General features: G+C 71.4%; 14 protein-coding genes. 12 read left to right on the top strand and 2 right to left on the bottom strand.

Annotated features, from left to right (window positions below; all coding sequences use genetic code 11):
- Positions 1-38: 38 nt before the first annotated feature.
- The 3 genes from ACFPYL_RS21190 to ACFPYL_RS21180 all read left to right on the top strand — a co-directional run bounded on the left by ACFPYL_RS21190 (position 39) and on the right by ACFPYL_RS21180 (position 5,067).
- Positions 39-2,222: an acyltransferase family protein gene (locus ACFPYL_RS21190; RefSeq protein WP_379159139.1), complete on the top strand. Its 2,184-nt coding sequence runs from the start codon at positions 39-41 to the stop codon at positions 2,220-2,222.
- A 161-nt stretch (positions 2,223-2,383) separates the two neighbouring features.
- Positions 2,384-3,916, top strand: coding sequence for an endonuclease/exonuclease/phosphatase family protein (locus tag ACFPYL_RS21185; protein WP_379159136.1), 1,533 nt, complete (start codon positions 2,384-2,386; stop codon positions 3,914-3,916).
- A gap of 56 nt (positions 3,917-3,972) precedes the next feature.
- A complete protein-coding gene (locus ACFPYL_RS21180; protein WP_379159133.1) occupies positions 3,973-5,067 on the top strand; it encodes a hypothetical protein in 1,095 nt (364 codons plus the stop codon).
- A gap of 18 nt (positions 5,068-5,085) precedes the next feature.
- On the opposite strand, the gene ACFPYL_RS21175 is transcribed toward ACFPYL_RS21180, so the two are convergent.
- The gene (locus tag ACFPYL_RS21175; RefSeq protein WP_379159130.1) at positions 5,086-6,144 is read right to left on the bottom strand and encodes an endonuclease/exonuclease/phosphatase family protein; all 1,059 of its coding nucleotides are present in this window, start codon (positions 6,142-6,144) and stop codon (positions 5,086-5,088) included.
- A 167-nt stretch (positions 6,145-6,311) separates the two neighbouring features.
- Here ACFPYL_RS21175 and ACFPYL_RS21170 point away from each other — a divergent pair, with 167 nt between their 5' ends.
- The 4 genes from ACFPYL_RS21170 (at position 6,312) to ACFPYL_RS21155 (ending at position 9,866) form a co-directional block, all read left to right on the top strand.
- On the top strand, positions 6,312-7,505 hold the full coding sequence (locus ACFPYL_RS21170; protein WP_379159127.1) for an acyl-CoA dehydrogenase family protein: 1,194 nt from the start codon (positions 6,312-6,314) through the stop codon (positions 7,503-7,505).
- A 68-nt stretch (positions 7,506-7,573) separates the two neighbouring features.
- Complete coding sequence (locus ACFPYL_RS21165) at positions 7,574-7,759, top strand: DUF5302 domain-containing protein (protein ID WP_379159124.1); 186 nt, start codon at positions 7,574-7,576, stop codon at positions 7,757-7,759.
- A gap of 69 nt (positions 7,760-7,828) precedes the next feature.
- The gene (locus tag ACFPYL_RS21160) at positions 7,829-8,359 is read left to right on the top strand and encodes a MaoC family dehydratase (RefSeq protein ID WP_379159121.1); all 531 of its coding nucleotides are present in this window, start codon (positions 7,829-7,831) and stop codon (positions 8,357-8,359) included.
- Positions 8,360-8,399: 40 nt separating this feature from the next.
- The gene (locus ACFPYL_RS21155) at positions 8,400-9,866 is read left to right on the top strand and encodes a peptide MFS transporter (protein WP_379159118.1); all 1,467 of its coding nucleotides are present in this window, start codon (positions 8,400-8,402) and stop codon (positions 9,864-9,866) included.
- Here ACFPYL_RS21155 and ACFPYL_RS21150 read toward each other — a convergent pair.
- Entirely contained in the window at positions 9,838-11,028 is a 1,191-nt protein-coding gene (locus ACFPYL_RS21150; RefSeq protein ID WP_379159115.1) for an MFS transporter, read from the bottom strand. The two genes, ACFPYL_RS21155 and ACFPYL_RS21150, sit on opposite strands and share 29 nt — an antisense overlap.
- A gap of 118 nt (positions 11,029-11,146) precedes the next feature.
- Between ACFPYL_RS21150 and ACFPYL_RS21145 the strand changes: the two genes are divergently transcribed.
- The 5 genes from ACFPYL_RS21145 (at position 11,147) to ACFPYL_RS21125 (ending at position 16,401) form a co-directional block, all read left to right on the top strand.
- Positions 11,147-13,117, top strand: a complete 1,971-nt coding sequence (locus ACFPYL_RS21145; protein WP_379159113.1) for a CASTOR/POLLUX-related putative ion channel — start codon at positions 11,147-11,149, stop codon at positions 13,115-13,117.
- Positions 13,118-13,188: 71 nt separating this feature from the next.
- Entirely contained in the window at positions 13,189-14,193 is a 1,005-nt protein-coding gene (locus ACFPYL_RS21140) for a beta-ketoacyl-ACP synthase III (protein ID WP_379159110.1), read from the top strand.
- Positions 14,194-14,195: 2 nt separating this feature from the next.
- Entirely contained in the window at positions 14,196-15,062 is an 867-nt protein-coding gene (locus tag ACFPYL_RS21135; protein WP_379159107.1) for an alpha/beta hydrolase, read from the top strand.
- A 12-nt stretch (positions 15,063-15,074) separates the two neighbouring features.
- Positions 15,075-15,572, top strand: coding sequence for a ribose-5-phosphate isomerase (locus tag ACFPYL_RS21130; RefSeq protein WP_379159104.1), 498 nt, complete (start codon positions 15,075-15,077; stop codon positions 15,570-15,572).
- The gene (locus ACFPYL_RS21125) at positions 15,565-16,401 is read left to right on the top strand and encodes an Fpg/Nei family DNA glycosylase (protein WP_379159101.1); all 837 of its coding nucleotides are present in this window, start codon (positions 15,565-15,567) and stop codon (positions 16,399-16,401) included. The genes ACFPYL_RS21130 and ACFPYL_RS21125 overlap by 8 nt, the downstream gene beginning before the upstream one ends.
- The last annotated feature ends 27 nt before the right edge of the window (positions 16,402-16,428 follow it).

Genomic DNA, 16,428 nt, shown 5'->3' with positions numbered 1-16,428 from the left:
CACCCTAACCGACCTCCGACGACCCGAGAGAATCCCGCGTGACGCTCCCAGCGCCGACCGAGACCCCTCGTGCGAACGCCGGTCGACCCGTGGCCCGCTTCCGCGGCGACATCCAGGGCATGCGCGCCGTCGCGGTCCTCCTGGTGATCGCGGCGCACGCCGGATTCTCCTCCCTGTCGGGCGGCTACATCGGCGTCGACGTCTTCTTCGTCGTCTCCGGCTTCCTGATCACGACCCTGCTGATGCGCGAGGTCGTGCGCTCCGAGCGGCTCTCCCTGCTCGGCTTCTACGCGCGCCGCGCGCGCCGCATCCTTCCCGCCGCGACGGTCGTGCTCGTCGCCACCTGCCTGGCCAGCGCGGTCTTCCTGCCGGTCGTGCGGGCCGACGAGATCTTCGTCGACGCGATCTGGGCCGGCCTCTTCGCCTCCAACATCCGCTTCGCGATGGTCGAGACCGACTACTTCGCGACCGACCGCCCGGTCTCGCCGCTCCAGCACTTCTGGTCGCTCTCGGTCGAGGAGCAGTTCTACGTCATCTGGCCGCTCCTGCTGCTGCTCGTCCTGGCGACCGGCCACCTCGTCGCGCGACGGTACGACGTGCGCCGGCGGGCCACGGTGGTGCTGGCCGTCCTGGTCGCGGCCTCGCTCGGCTGGTCGGTCTGGGCGACGTACGCGTCCCCGGACACGGCGTACTTCTCGACGCTGACGCGGGCGTGGGAGCTCGGCGCCGGCGCGCTGCTGGCGGTGGTCATGCTCCGCCGGGACACCGCCGACGAGGACCCACCACCGCGCACCCCCGGCATCCGGGTCGAGCTGCTCGCCGCCGCCGGCATCGTGGCGATCCTGGTCGGCGCGGTCACCTTCGACGCGCAGTCGCCGTTCCCGGGCGTGCTGGCGGCCGTCCCGGTGCTGGGCGCCGTCGCGGTGCTCGCCGCAGGCGGTCTCGCGGGTGGCGAGCGGACCCTCGTCGCCCGGGCGCTGTCGGTGCGGCCCGCGCGGATCGTGGGCGACTGGTCCTACTCGCTCTACCTGTGGCACTTCCCCGTGCTGGTGATCGCGCGGTCGCACTGGCACGGCCTGTCGCGCACGCACCTGGTGGTCTGCCTGGTCGCGATCTTCGTGCTGAGCGGCCTGACCTACCGGTTCGTCGAGGAGCCGTTCCGCCGCGGACGTGTGTGGCGCCCGTCGTGGCGGGCGGTCGCCCTCTACCCGGCCAGCGTCGGCATCGTCGTGCTCGGCCTGGTCGTCTCCAACGCCTGGATCGACCACAAGCTGGACCGCAACGCCGGCAACCCGGCGATCAGCGTCGACGAGTTCGCGGGCAAGAAGCTGAGCGACGACCCGGCCCGCGCGCTCGTGCAGGCCTCGGTGCTCGCGGCCAAGAAGGGCCAGCCCGTGCCCGGCGACCTGGTCCCGGGGCTGCGCGGCATCCGCCAGGACACGGCGCCCCTCGGGGACTGCGACTACCGCACCGGCACCCACCAGCTCTGCCCGAACGGCGACCCCGACGCCGACCGCTCGATCGTGGTGATCGGCGACTCGCACGCCCGCGCCTGGAGCCCCGCGGTCAACGCGATCGGGGCGAAGCACGGCTACCGCGCCTACACGTTCGTCTACAGCGGCTGCCCGGCCAACCAGGCCTACCGGCTCGACCCGGAGACCGGCCGGCGCTGGGCGGCGTGCGAGGACTTCATCAACTGGACGATCGACACCATCGGCGACCTGCGCCCTGACCTGGTGCTGATCTCCAACGCCCCGCTCGCGCCGGTCGTCGACCCGGAGACCGGCGACGTGGTCGAGCGCGCCGGCAACCGCGAGGAGTTCACCCGGGCCGTCGGCGAGGGACTGCGCCGCGAGATCGAGGCGCTGACGCCGTACGCCGGTGAGGTCGCGGTGCTGGGCAACACCCCGAAGCTGCCGCGCGAGCAGGCCGTCTGCCTCTCGGAGGCCGACGACCTCGGTGACTGCCTCTTCTCCCCGAGCTCGGCCCAGCGCTCGATCGAGCGCAGCTTCGGGCCGGTGGCCGCCGAGGCCGGTGCGCGGTACGTCGATGCCGAGCACTGGTTCTGCGACCGGCGCCGGTGCCCGTCGGTGGTCGGCTCGTTCATCCCGATGCGCGACAGCGAGCACATGACGACCGAGTACGCCGAGCACCTCGCGGAGCCGTTGGCGGCCGTCCTGGGCATCTCGGACGCCTCAGCAACGCCGTCGTCCGGCCGATGATGGGGGTCGGCGCGGTCGGTCTAGACCTCGTCCGGAAACTACAGATCTGTAATTCGCGCGGAGCTCTTGCCGTGTTGCTGGTGTGACTGGTGAGATCCATGTGGTGCACCGTCGGGGGCACCGTTGGAACGTCCCGTTCCGCCGCTGAAAGGACCGTCTCGATGAAGCTGTCGCCCCGCCCGCCGATGCGCCGGGGAGCCGGTCGCGCCGCCTGGGGCGCCGCCCTCGCCGCGCTCGCCTGCGCCGTGCCGGTGGCCGTCCACGCGACGTCCGCCGCGGACGCCGCGCAGCCGGTCGCCAGCCGCAAGGTCACCGGCTGCCCGACGACGACCAACACGACCGGCGGCAACGGCACCACCACGCCGACGCCCGGCAACACGGCGACGCCGACCCCCACCCCGACGCCCGGCAACACCGCGACGCCGACGCCGACCCCGACCCCGACGCCGACGCCCGTGCTGCCGATCTCCTCGGTCCGGATCACGCAGGCGAACCTCAAGTCCGGTGAGGCGACGCCCAAGTTCCTCTCCGACCTGAGCAAGGTCTTCTCGAACTGCCCCGACTTCGTGACCTTCAACGAGGTGCCCTACCGCGCCGACGACCTGCTCGCGCCGACCGGCTACGACCTGTTCCGCACGCCCGGGCAGTACACCGGCGCGTCGCCCGTGGTCTGGCGCACCGACCGGTGGACGGCCATCAACCGCGGCACCACGATGATCAGCAACAAGCGCGGCCGCGAACGCGGCCAGCACGTCGAGTGGGGCATCCGCTACGCCAACTGGGTGACGGTCCGCTCGAACGACGGCAAGCAGATGGTCTCCATGGTGGCGACGCACATCGCCCCGAAGAACTCGATCACCGCCAAGCTGATGGGACCCTCGATCCAGCGGCTCGGCGCCCTGGTCGGCGGGCTGAGCAGCATGGGCCCGGTCTTCGTCGGCGGCGACTTCAACGTGCACTACCGCGCCAAGGACTACCCGCGCGCCGGGCTGACCGCGGCCGGCCTGACGCCGAGCTACGACGTCTACGGCTCCTACCTGCCGACCGGCGACCACCACGGCGCGACCATCGACTACGTCTTCATGCGGCCGGCCGCGTCGTTCAGCGTGCTCGAGCAGGCGACGACGGAGCTCTACTCCGACCACGACGCCCTCTCGGTCGTGCTGAGCATGCCGGCGACCACGAGCGGCCAGACGCCGGTCAGCTTCGCGCCCGGCACCAGCGTGAACGACCCGACCTCCACGTCGTCGGCGTCGCGTCGCTCGGTCGCCCGCACCGTCCGCGCCGCCGTCCACAACACCACGTCCGGCGCGGCCATCCGCCTCTCCACCGCCCAGCTCAGCGACCGGGCCATCGCCGCCCAGCTGCGGCGCGCGCACCGGCTCGGCGTCACCGTGAAGGTCGTCTCCGGGAGTGCGACGCCGACCAAGGCCGAGCAGGCGCTGGTGGCCGAGCTCGGCACCCGGCGTACGGCGCGCTCGTGGATCGTGTTCCGGCCGTCGAAGTTCACTGCTTCGACGACCCCGACCAGCATGCTGGTCAACCGCACCGGCGCAACCACCTACCTGGTGCTGACGGCGAACCGGCCGCTGACCACCGCGATGGCCCGCGACCTCGCGGCCGCGCGGATGTCGACGACGTCGGACAACTACGCCGCCACCCTGCGGACGTTCGGCAAGCTCGCCAAGCGCTGAGGCTCCGCACACCTGGCGCTGGACGCACCCACAGGGGCGCGTTCTAGTCTCAGCGCGTGAGTCGCCAGCTCTACCTCCACATCGGCCTCCAGAAGACCGGCACGTCGTACCTCCAGGGCATCCTGCTGGCCTCGCGTGAGGAGCTGCTCGAGCAGGACGTCGACCTGGTGCTCCGGCGGCGGGCCGCCTTCTGGCTGATGCTCGACGTGCGCGACCGGCTGCTCCCGCACGACCCCGCCGAGGCCGCGACGGTGCTGCCCGGGCTGTCGGCGATGCTCGAGGGGTGCACCGGGTCGCGGGCGGTGATCTCGGAGGAGTCGCTCTCGCCGGCCGACGACACCCAGATCGCCCGCCTGCTCGCGGCCTGCGGGGACCGCGAGGTGCACGTGATCGTCACCTGCCGCGACCTTGCGCGACAGATCCCGTCGGTGTGGCAGCAGGGGCTCCAGTCGGGGCGCCGCTCCACCTTCGCCCGCTACCTGCGCCGGCTCCGCGAGACCGAGGGCACCGACGCGTCGATCTGGTGGCAGAAGGACCTGCCCGGCGTCCTGGAGCGCTGGTCGCGGCACGTGCCACCCGAGCGGATCCACGTGGTCCCCGTCCCTCCGGCCGGCAGCGACCCCGACCTCCTGCTCGACCGCTACTGCAGCGTGCTCGGCGTCGACCCCAGCCGCCTGGACCGGGAGGCCGTCGGCCGGGGCAACCGCGGGCTGCGGCTGGAGCAGGCGGAGGTGCTGCTCCGGGTCAACCAGACGGTCCCCGACGGGCTCAAGCGGCGCGACGCCTTCGGCAAGGTCGGCAAGCGCTACCTGTCGACGCAGATCCTGGGCTCGGCGGAGGGTCGGCGGATCCTGGTGCCGCCGGAGCACGCCGCATGGTGCCGTGACCTCTCGCGCCGGTACGTCGAGCACGTGCGCGCCGGCGGGTTCGACGTCGCCGGCGACCTCGACGACCTGCTGCCTCGCGACTCCGAGTTCGCGGACGGGCCCGAGGTCGTCACCGACGCCGAGCTCGCCGACGCGGCGATCCGGGCGCTCAGCGAGATCGTGACCCGGCAGCTGACCGAGGAGATCGACCGCACGGAGGAGGTCGGGGTGCCGCGTGAGGTGCAGCCCGACGACCGCGGTTGGTGGCGGCGGCTCCGGCGCTGACCTGATCGGCCGCCGGGCTCAGCCGCCGAAGAACGGCAGGCAGACCTGGGGAGCGCCGGTGCCGACCTCGAAGACGGTGCGCACCGCGCTGTGGTCCGAGACCGCGCTCGGCAGCACCGCGGACGCGACGGGCTGGAGGCCTCCGGCGTACAGCAGGTAGTCGATCCGCGACCGCGGAGCGGTCGTGGGGTGCGTGAAGCCGGTGCCGAGGCCGGCGGTCGTCCAGCTGTCGTCGAGCGGGCCCCGCAGCGTGCCGAGCACGTCGGAGCCCGGCCCGGCGTTCATGTCGCCGCCCACGATCTTCGCGTTCGGGTCCTGCGCGACGATCTGGGCGATCGACCGGGCCTGGGCCAGCCGCATCGTCGACGAGGTGTTCTCGAGGTGCGTGACGTAGAGGCTGATCGGCGTCCCGAACGGCGACACCACCACGCGCAGCAGACCGCGCTGCTGGCCGCCCGGGCCGTTGGGCAGCAGGGTGTTGCTGGCGTCGCTCACGGGGTAGCGCGACAGGATCGCGGTGCCGTACTCGCTGTCGCCGGACCGGCGCACGTTGGTGCCGAACGCGTAGTACATGCCGAGCTTCGCCGCCAGGTACGCCGGCTCGTCGACATGGGCGCTCCAGCGCCGGTTGCGGTCGACCTCCTGGAGCAGCACCACGTCGGCGCCGAGCGTGCTGATCTCGGCGGCGATCTGCTCGAGCTCGAGCCGGCTGCGGTCCCGGTTGAAGCCCGAGTGGATGTTGAACGACGCGGCGGTCAGGCGCGACGCGGGGACGTCCACGCACACGCCGCCACCGCGGTTGCTCGGCAGGCCCGGGAGCCCGGGGACCGTCGACCCGGACGACGGCGACGAGGTCGAGCGCGGGCCGGTGCCCGGCGACACCGTCGGGGCCGGCACCACCTGCTGGTCGGTGGGGGAGGCCGACGGCGCTGCGCCGCGGGCGCCGCCCGTCGGCGTCGGGTCCGGGTCGGAGCCGCCGAGCCTGCTCGGGAGCACGAACGCAAGCACGAGCACGGCGACCACGAGCAGCGCCAGCGGGATGTCCGGGCTGGCCCAGCTCGGGCGGGGTCGGTGCATCCCACCCCCCAAGTCGTGGTCCGGTCCCGGTGACCGTCGCCCCGTGTCCAGTCTAGGAGCCGGTCGTGTGAGGGTTGTCACCGCGGCCCGCGGAAGGGTGTGGGAAGTGACTGGCCGGTAATAGTCTCGACGCCAGCCGAACCACCGCGCCCCCGAAGGATGCCGCAATGCGCTTGTGCGAGACCGATGGCCTCACCGACGACCAGGCCGAGATCATCAAGGCCGTCCGGAGCTTCGTCGAGAAGGAGATCCTGCCGGTCGCGACCGAGCTGGAGCACGCCGACGAGTACCCCCAGGAGATCGTCGACGGGCTCAAGGAGCTCGGCATCTTCGGGCTGATGATCCCCGAGGAGTACGACGGGCTGGGCGAGTCGCTGCTCACCTACGCGCTGTGCGTGGAGGAGATCGCGCGCGGCTGGATGAGCGTCTCGGGCGTCATCAACACGCACTTCATCGTGGCCTACATGCTGATGCGGCACGGCACCGAGGAGCAGAAGCAGAAGTACCTGCCGAAGATGGCGACCGGTGAGATCCGGGGCGCCTTCTCGATGTCGGAGCCGTCGCTCGGCTCGGACGTGTCGGCCATCAAGACCAAGGCCACCAAGCAGGATGACGGCGGCTACTCGATCACCGGCCAGAAGATGTGGCTGACCAACGGTGGCTCGTCCAACCTGGTCGCCGTCCTGGTGAAGACCGACGAGGGTCAGGACTCGGTCTACAAGAACATGACGACGTTCCTGGTCGAGAAGGAGCCGGGCTTCGGCGAGACGGCGCAGGGCGTCACCGTGCCCGGCAAGATCGACAAGATGGGCTACAAGGGTATCGACACCACCGAGATGGTGTTCGAGGGTCACGAGATCTCCGCCGAGCAGATCCTGGGTGGCGAGCCGGGCAAGGGCTTCTACCAGATGATGGACGGCGTCGAGGTCGGCCGCGTCAACGTCGCCGCCCGCGCCGTCGGCATCGCCAACCGGGCCTTCGAGCTCGGCGCGGCGTACGCCCAGCAGCGCGAGACCTTCGGCAAGCCGATCGCGGAGCACCAGGCGATCCTCTTCCGGCTCGCGGAGATGGCGACGAAGGTCGAGACCGCGCACTCGATGATGGTCCGCGCGGCCCGCAAGAAGGACGCCGGCGAGCGCAACGACGTCGAGGCCGGCATGGCCAAGATGGTGGCCTCGGAGTACTGCAACGAGGTCGTCCAGGACTCCTTCCGGATCCACGGCGGCTACGGCTACTCCAAGGAGTACGAGATCGAGCGCCTCTACCGCGAGGCCGCGTTCATGCTCATCGGCGAGGGCACCTCCGACATCCAGAAGATGATCATCGGGCGCGCGCTGCTCAAGGAGTACAAGCTCGGCTGAAAGCCTGTCGACGTCCGTGCGCCGACGTGCGAGGGTGGCAGGACCCACTGGCGACTCGCGGAGGAACCATGACGGACTCGAACGGCAACGACGACCTCAAGGCCAAGATGCGCGAGGCCCTGGACCGCAAGAACTCCAAGGAGAAGGGCGTCCACCAGGACGGTCCGCTCCAGGAGAAGGCACACGGCTCCGAGGTGGCCGGCGGCGCCGCGCCGCAGATGCACCGGCGCAAGGCCGGTGGCGGGGGCTCCTGAGTGCCGGGTGACATTACCCACGCGTAACAACGGGTGACGTGGCGGCGTCCGGGCGGGCAGTATCGGCCCATGCAGTTCGGACGCAGCTACGAAGAGTTCGAGGTCGGCGCGACCTACAAGCACTGGCCCGGCAAGACGGTGACCGAGTACGACGACCACCTGTTCTGCCTGCTCACCATGAACCACCACCCGTTGCACCTCGACACGAACTACGCCGAGGAGACCACCCAGTTCGGCAAGAACGTCGTGGTCGGCAACTACGTCTACTCGATCCTGCTCGGCATGAGCGTCGCGGACATCTCGGGCAAGGCGATCGCCAACCTCGAGGTCGAGTCGCTGCGCCACGTGGCGCCGACCTTCCACGGCGACACGCTGTACGGCGAGACGACCGTCCTGGACAAGACCGAGAGCAAGTCCAAGGACGACCGCGGCGTCGTGTACGTCGAGACCATCGGCTACAACCAGGACGGCAAGGTCGTGTGCATCTTCCGCCGCAAGGTGATGGTGCCGAAGGCGAGCTACCTCGAGGCGCGCGGTGGCGAGCAGCCCGGCCGCCCCGTCCCGGTGCCGGACAAGGTGTGGCCAGGCCCGCAGGCCTGACCCTCGTTTGCCCGGCGGAGGGCCCGGGCACGGTGACCTGGTGAGCAGCTCAGCCGACGTCACCCACCCCGACGAGGTCGACCGGGGGTTCTTCGGTCACCCACGCCCGCTCGCCAACCTCTTCGGGGTCGAGCTGTGGGAGCGGTTCAGCTTCTACGGCATGCAGGGCATCCTGCTGATCTACCTCTACTACTCCGCCTCGAAGGGCGGCCTCGGCATCGACGAGGCCACGGCCACCGGCATCGTGGGGGCGTACGGCGGGGGCGTCTACCTCGCCACCATCGTCGGTGCCTGGATGGCCGACCGGGTCCTCGGCCCCGAGCGGATGCTCTTCTACGCCGCGATCGTGGTGATGCTCGGGCACATCGCGCTCTCGGCGATCCCGGGCCTCGCCGGCGTGGGCGTCGGCCTCGTCCTGATCGCGCTCGGCAGCGGTGGGGTGAAGGCCAACGCCAGCTCGGTGCTCGGGTCGCTCTACGCCGAGGACGACGAGCGCCGCGACGGCGGCTTCTCGCTCTTCTACATGGGCATCAACATCGGTGCCTTCGCAGGTCCGCTGCTGACCGGGTGGCTCCAGGAGAACGAGGGCTTCCACTACGGGTTCGCCCTCGCCGCGATCGGCATGTTCCTCGGCCTGGTGCAGTACTCGGTCGGACGTCGCCGGATCCCCGACCACGCGCGGGTCGTCCCGAACCCGCTCCCGCCGCCCGAGCGGCTCCGCTGGGTCGCGGTGGCCGTGGCCGTCGTGGTGCTCGTGGCGGTGGCCTGGCTGCTCGACCTGATCACGCCCGAGAACCTCGTCAACGTCGTCCTGGTCGTCACGATCGTCGCGTCGGTCGCCTACTTCGCGCTGATGCTCGCCAGCCGCCACGTCACGGCCGTCGAGCGCAGCCGGGTCTGGTCGTTCGTGCCGCTCTTCATCGCCAACGCCGTCTTCTGGTCGCTCTACCAGCAGCAGTTCACCGTGGTGACGATCTACTCGGACAAGCGCCTCGACCGCGACTTCTTCGGCTGGGAGATGCCGGTGTCGTGGGTGCAGTCGATCAACCCGGTCTTCATCATCCTGCTCGCGCCGGTCTTCGCCGCGATGTGGACCCGGCTCGGCCCGCGCCAGCCGTCGACGCCGGTGAAGTTCGGGGTCGGCACCGTGCTGATGGGCGTGGCGTTCCTGCTCTTCCTCCCGGTGCCGGCGGGGCCGCACGCGGCCTCGCTCTGGGCGCTGACGGGGATCCTGCTGGTCTTCACGCTGGCAGAGCTCTTCATCTCACCCGTGGGGCTGTCGTTGTCGACGAAGCTCGCGCCGCAGCGGTTCACCACCCAGATGGTGGCGCTCTACTTCCTGTCGATCTCGATCGGCAGCACGATGGCCGGCAAGCTGGCGGGCTACTACGACTGGCAGGACGAGGACCCGTACTTCCTCGTGCTCGGCCTGGTCGCGGTGGTCGTCGGTGCTGCCGTGCTCCTGGCGACGAAGCCGATCAGGACGCTGATGGCCGGGGTGCACTGACCGCGGCGACGATCTTCGGTGCGAAGGCCGGGGCGAGCGGGATGATGCCGAGGACCAGGATCATCGGGACGGCGAAGCCGATCCGCAGCGAGTCCTGGCCGACCAGCCCGGTCATCACCGAGCCGAGCAGGGCGCCGACGTAGTTGAACTGGTTGAACCGGGCGATCACGGCGTCGACGCGCGCCTGGCGGACGGCGGGCTCGAACTCGACCCCGCCCTCGGAGGCGCCGGCGATCCGGGCGGCGGCGGAGAAGCTCAGCGGCGCCACGACGGCGACGCCGGCGCCGAGGACCGCGAACCCGAGCACGGCGACCTGCCAGGTGGGGGAGAAGACCACGACCGCGAGGCCGGCGGTGCCGATCAGTGCGCCGACGCGGAGGATGACGACGACGCCGAGCCGGGACACCAGCCAGTCGCCGGCGATCCGGACGGCGCCGCTCGCGAGGAGGTAGGCCAGCGCCGACAGGGCGACGTACCGCTCCGGGGTGGTGAAGGTGTGGTCGAGGAAGAGCGGTCCCCAGGTCTGCACGCCCGTGTCGACCATGTAGAAGAGCACCATCGCGATGCCGACCAGGATGATCGGACGCCAGGGCACCGCGACCTCGGTCGGCAGCTCTGTCGGCCCGTGGTCGCGGGGCAGGAACGGGCCGAAGGCGACGACCAGTGGCACGATGCCGACGACGGCCGAGACCTGGAGCGACGACTCGGCGGTGGCCAGCCCGATCAGGGCGCCGATGACGCCGCCCAGGGTCCAGGCGCCGTGGAACGACGGCAGGATCGGTCGGCCGTAACGGTGCTCGAGCGCGACCGCCTGCATGTTGGTGCTGGCGTCGACGACGCCGAGCCCGATGCCGTAGCCGGCCATGCCGGCGACGTACACCGCCGTCGTCGGGGCCAGGCACAGCAGCGGTACGGCGACCGCGATCAGCAGCAGGCCGGAGCGCAGCAGCGTGGCGCTGTCGCGACGCTTCGCGAGCGTCTCGGCGACGACCGAGCCGACGCCGGCGAGCAGGATCATCATCAGCAGGACCAGCGACAGCTTCACGTCGGACAGGTGCCACTTGTCCTGGAAGTCGGGGAGCCGGGTGGTCAGGCTGAGCAGGATCAGCCCCTGGGTGAGGAAGCCGGCGGCGGTGGCCGCGCGGGCCCGGGAGTTCTGCATGGCGCGCATCGTGCCACGCGCCGTGGCCGGCGACCCCAGACTTCGCGGGAAACGCCCACCCCGGGGCGCATCGTGCGCGACGATTCTCCCGGGAAACGGACACATGGGGGATGGACAGATGGCACGGACCGGTCTTCAGGCACGCCAGCGCACGGTGCGGGCGATCAAGGCTCCGACCGCCGAGAGGACGACGCCGATCGCGCGTCGCCAGCACCGGGAGGAGCCGAAGCTCCGCGAGAAGCTGCGCTACCAGTTCGACAACAGCATGTCGCGGGGTACGCCGGCGCTGATCGCGTGGCTGTGCGTCGCCACGTTGGCGCTGATCCTGGTGTTCACGGTCATCGTCAACCTGTTCAGCCTCCGCAACAGCGGCGACGGGCTCCCGTTCTTCCGCGAGCTGATGCAGAACCTCTTCCACGCGCTCGACCCGGGCACCGTCGCCGGCGACGGCGACTTCCAGTGGCGCTACCTGCTGTCGATGCTGCTGCTCACCATCGCGGGCCTCTTCATCGTCAGCGCGCTGATCGGTGTGATCGCGACCGGCATCGACGCCAAGCTCGCCGACCTGCGCCGCGGTCGCTCCACGGTCCTCGAGAAGGACCACACCGTGATCCTCGGCTGGTCGGACTCGATCTACACGATCGTCAGCGAGCTGACGCTGGCCAACGAGAGCCGGAAGAAGCCGGTGATCGTGGTGCTGGCCGACCGCGACAAGGTCGAGATGGAGGAGCTGCTCCGTGCCAAGGTCCCGGACCTGCGCGGCACCCGGGTGATCTGCCGGTCCGGCTCGCCGATGGACCTCGACGACCTGGCCCTCAGCAGCCACCCCGCCGCCCGCTCGGTCATCCTGCTCGCGCCCGAGACCTCCGACGACCCGGACGCCGAGGTCATCAAGACCCTGCTCGCGCTGACGCACGCCGGCCCCGACGGGCCGCGCATCGTCGCCGAGATCCGCAACCCCACGAACCTCGAGGCGGCCCGCCTCGTCGGCGCCGAGCGCACCGTGCTGCTCGACATCCGCGAGACCGTCGCCAAGCTGGTCGTGCAGACCTCCCGGCAGTCCGGCGCCGCGGCCGTCTACACCGAGCTCTTCGACTACGGCGGCGACGAGATCTACTTCCTCGACGACCACGGCCTGGCTGCGGACGCGACGTACGGCGACGCGCTGCTCGCCTACGAGCTGGCCGGCGTGATCGGCCTGATCGGGCCGGACGGCCCGAAGCTCAACCCGCCGGCCGAGACCCCGGTCGCCGGGTGCACGCTGATCGTCGTCGCCGAGGACGACTCGACCCTGCGCGGCGAGCCGGACGCCCTCGTGCAGCCCGACCGCACCCGCCTGGGCACGTCGTTCGGCGTGGACGACCACCCGACGCGGGCCGTGCTGATCGGCTGGAACGAGCGCGCGCCGATCGTGCTGCGCGAGCTCGACAAGTACGCACCGCACGGGTCGGGGCTGACCGTCGTGACGTCGTACGCCCCCGAGTCGCTGCCGCCGATGGTCAACCTCGACGTCACCGTCGTCACCGCATCGACGACCGACCGGGCGACGCTCGAGCAGCACCTGGGCGCCGACCTCGACCAGGTGATCGTGCTCTGCTACTCCGACGACCTGGAGCCCCAGGCGGCGGACGCGCGCACGCTGGTCACGCTCCTGCACGTGCGCGACATCCTGGCCCGGATGGACGCGGCCACCCCGGTCGTCAGCGAGATGCTCGACGACCGCAACCGGGTGCTCGCGCAGGTCGCCCACGTCGACGACGTGGTCGTCAGCGGGGAGATCGTGAGCCTCCTGGTCACCCAGCTCTCGGAGGACCACCGCCTGGAGGCGGTCTTCTCCGAGCTCCTCGGCGACGAAGGCAGCGAGATCTACCTGCGGCCCGCCGAGTGGTACGTCGAGCCGGGCGCCGAGGTCGACTTCGCGACCGTCGTCGCCGGCGCCGTACGCCGTGGCGAGACCGCGATCGGCTACAAGTCCACGGCGCTGGCCGACGGCAGCGGGACCAGCTTCGGCGTCCGGGTGAACCCGGCGAAGTCCGAGACGTTCCAGGTGATCCCCGGCGACCGGGTGGTCGTGCTCGCGGAGGACTGACCGGACGACAGCTCCGAGGCCGTCGGGTCTAGGGTTCGTTCGTTCGAACCCGCGAGGAGTCAGGAGCTGTCATGGCGAGGATCAGTCAACGGACCGGCGCGTCGGCGACCGCCATGCTCGGGCTCGGGGTCTATCGGCCGGCACGGCTCGTGACCAACGACGAGATCTGCGAGGTCCTCGACTCCAACGACGAGTGGATCCAGACCCGCTCTGGCATCCGCACCCGACGGTTCGCGGGTGAGGACGAGTCGCTGCTCGACATGGCGACGCACGCTGCCCGGGCGGCGCTCGAGGTCTCGGGGATCGGTGCGGAGCAGATCTCCACGGTCATCCTCGCGACCTCGACCCACGCGCAGCACACGCCCGCCGCGGCCCCGATCGTGGCCGACCGGCTGGGCTCGCGCGCCGCGGCCTTCGACGTCTCGGCCGGCTGCGCCGGCTTCTGCCACGCACTCTCGGTGGCCTCCGACCTGGTCCGCGGCGGCAACGCCGGCTACGCGCTGGTCATCGGCGTCGAGAAGCTCAGCACGTTCATGGACCCGACCGACCGCGGCACGGCGTTCATCTTCGCCGACGGCGCCGGAGCCGTGGTCGTGGGACCGGCCGAGGACGCCGGCATCGGCCCGGTGGCGTGGGGCTCGGACGGCTCCCAGTCGCACGTCATCACGCAGCAGCCGACCTGCCAGCACAACAGCGCCGAGCACCCGATGGTCGTGCAGATGGAGGGTACGGCGGTCTTCCGCTGGGCGCCGTTCGCGATGGCCGACGTCGCCCGCGAGTCGATCGAGGGCGCCGGCCTGACGATCGACGACCTCGACGCGTTCGTGCCCCACCAGGCCAACCTGCGCATCACCGAGACCCTGGCCCGCAACCTCAAGCTGCCGGAGGGGATCGCCATCGCCCGCGACGTGCAGGACTCGGGCAACACCTCCGCCGCGTCGGTGCCGCTCGCGATCGAGGCGATGGTGCGCCAGGGACAGGCGAAGGCGGGCGACACCGCGCTGCTGATCGCGTTCGGCGCGGGGCTGAGCTTCGCCTCCCAGGTCGTGACGCTGCCGCCGGTCGCCGGTCTCTGAGCATGCTCTTCCCCGAGTCCCGGCTGGCCCTCGAGCTGATCGCCGGCGAGACCCCGGTCTGGACCGACGGCTACGACATCGACGCCGCGCGGGCGCTGGCCCGCGCGCAGGCGGCTGCCGAGCCGCGGGAGGACGTGGCCGAGGTCGCGGACGTCGACGCGGACGGCGTACCGGCGCGCCTGTACACGCCGTCCGATGCGGGCGCGGCGAGCATCGTCCACGTGCACGGCGGCGGCTTCGTCTTCAACGACGTCGAGGTGCACGACGCCGCGGCCCGGCGGCTGGCCAACCGCAGCGGGATGCGGGTGCTGAGCGTCGACTACCGGCGGCCACCGGAGCACCGTTTCCCGGCGGCGCCCGCCGACGTCGCCGCCGCGGGCGGCTGGGCGCAGCGCACCCTCGGCGGACCGCTGCTGGCCCACGGGGACAGCGCCGGTGGCAACCTCGCGCTGGTCGACGCGCTCCGCCATCCGGGGCGGTACGCCGCGATGGCGCTGATCTACCCGTTCCTCGACCCGACCGCCGGCTTCGAGTCCTACCGCACCCACGCCGACGGGTTCGACCCGCGCGAGGGTGCTTGGTACTGGGAGCAGTACGCAACAGCGGCGGACCACGCCGACCCGGACCTGGCGCCGCTGCTCTCCGACCGGCTCGGCACGCTGCCGCCGACGATCGTGGTCACCGCCGAGCACGACCCGCTGCGCGACGAGGGCGAGGAGCTCGCGCGCCGGGTCGCGGAGGCCGGGGTCGAGGTGGTCTCGAGCCGCTACCAGGGCCAGCTGCACGGCTTCTGGCGGCACCCGCGGGTCTTCCCGGCCGCCGAGACGCTGATGGGACAGGTCGCCGCGTTCCTGCGCCAGCACGGCTGAGAGGATGGCCGCATGCGCGTGCACCTCGGCTGCGACCATGCCGGACTCGACCTCAAGGACCACCTAACCGCCTGGCTGACCGAGCACGGCTACGAGCCCGTCGACCACGGCCCGTTCTGGTACGACGCGGAGGACGACTACCCGATCTTCTGCCTGCGTGCCGCCGCGGCCGTCGCCGAGGAGCGGGCCGCGGGGCAGGACAGCCTGGGCGTCGTCATCGGTGGTTCCGGCAACGGCGAGCAGATCGCCGCCAACAAGGTCGCCGGCATCCGCTGCGCGCTCGCCTGGTCGGAGGAGACCGCCCTGCTCGGCCGCCAGCACAACGACGCCAACGTGGTGGCCGTCGGCGGCCGGATGCACTCGCTCGAGGACATGACCCGCTTCGTGGAGCTCTTCCTCGCCGAGCCGTTCTCCGGGGCCGAGCGGCACCAGCGGCGGATCGACCAGCTCACGGCGTACGAGGCGGACGGCGTGCTCCCGCCGCTGCCCGCACGCCCCACCGATGCCTGAGGGCCACACCCTCCATCGCCTCGCCGGTGAGCTGACCGCGGTCTTCGGGGGTCGGGAGGTCGAGGTGAGCAGCCCGCAGGGCCGGTTCGCCGGCTCCGCCGAGCTGCTGACCGGGCAGGTGCTCGTCGGCGCCGAGTCGTGGGGCAAGCACCTCTTCGTGGAGTTCCCCGACGACAGGTTCGTGCACGTGCACCTCGGCCTCTACGGGAAGTTCGACGTGCACGCCGGCGTCGATGTCGTCCCCGAGCCCGTCGGGCAGGTCCGGCTCCGGCTCGAGACGGAGCGGTCGTACGCCGACCTCCGCGGCGCGACGGCCTGCGAGCTGCTGACCCGCGACGAGCGCGACGCGATCGTCGCCCGGTCCGGTCCGGACCCGCTGCGTGACGACGCGGACCCGACCGTCGCCTGGGAGCGGATCCGGCGCAGCAAGGCGCCGATCGGCGGCCTGCTCATGGACCAGTCGGTGCTCGCAGGCGTGGGCAACGTCTACCGCGCCGAGGTGCTCTTCCGGCACCGGTTGGACCCCTATCGGCCGGGCAGCTCCCTGCGGGTCGGCCAGTGGCGCGCGATGTGGGACGACCTGGTCGTCCTGATGGCCGACGGCGTGCGCACCGGGCGGATCGACACCGTGCGCCCGGAGCACACCCCCGAGGCGATGGGACGACCGCCGCGGCGCGACGACCACGGTGGCGAGGTCTACGTCTACCGCCGCAACGGGATGCCCTGCCACGTGTGCGGCCACGCCGTACGCACCGCCGAGCTGCAGGGACGCAACCTCTTCTGGTGCTCCCATTGCCAGCGCAGGTACCGGTCGCGAGCACTACAGTGATGCCCACCCAGGGACCTGGGACCGAGG

Source organism: Nocardioides hankookensis, assembly GCF_042658885.1.
GTDB lineage: Bacteria > Actinomycetota > Actinomycetes > Propionibacteriales > Nocardioidaceae > Nocardioides > Nocardioides hankookensis.
Note: the sequence above shows the minus strand (reverse complement) of the source record. Positions and strands in the feature narration are given on the sequence as shown.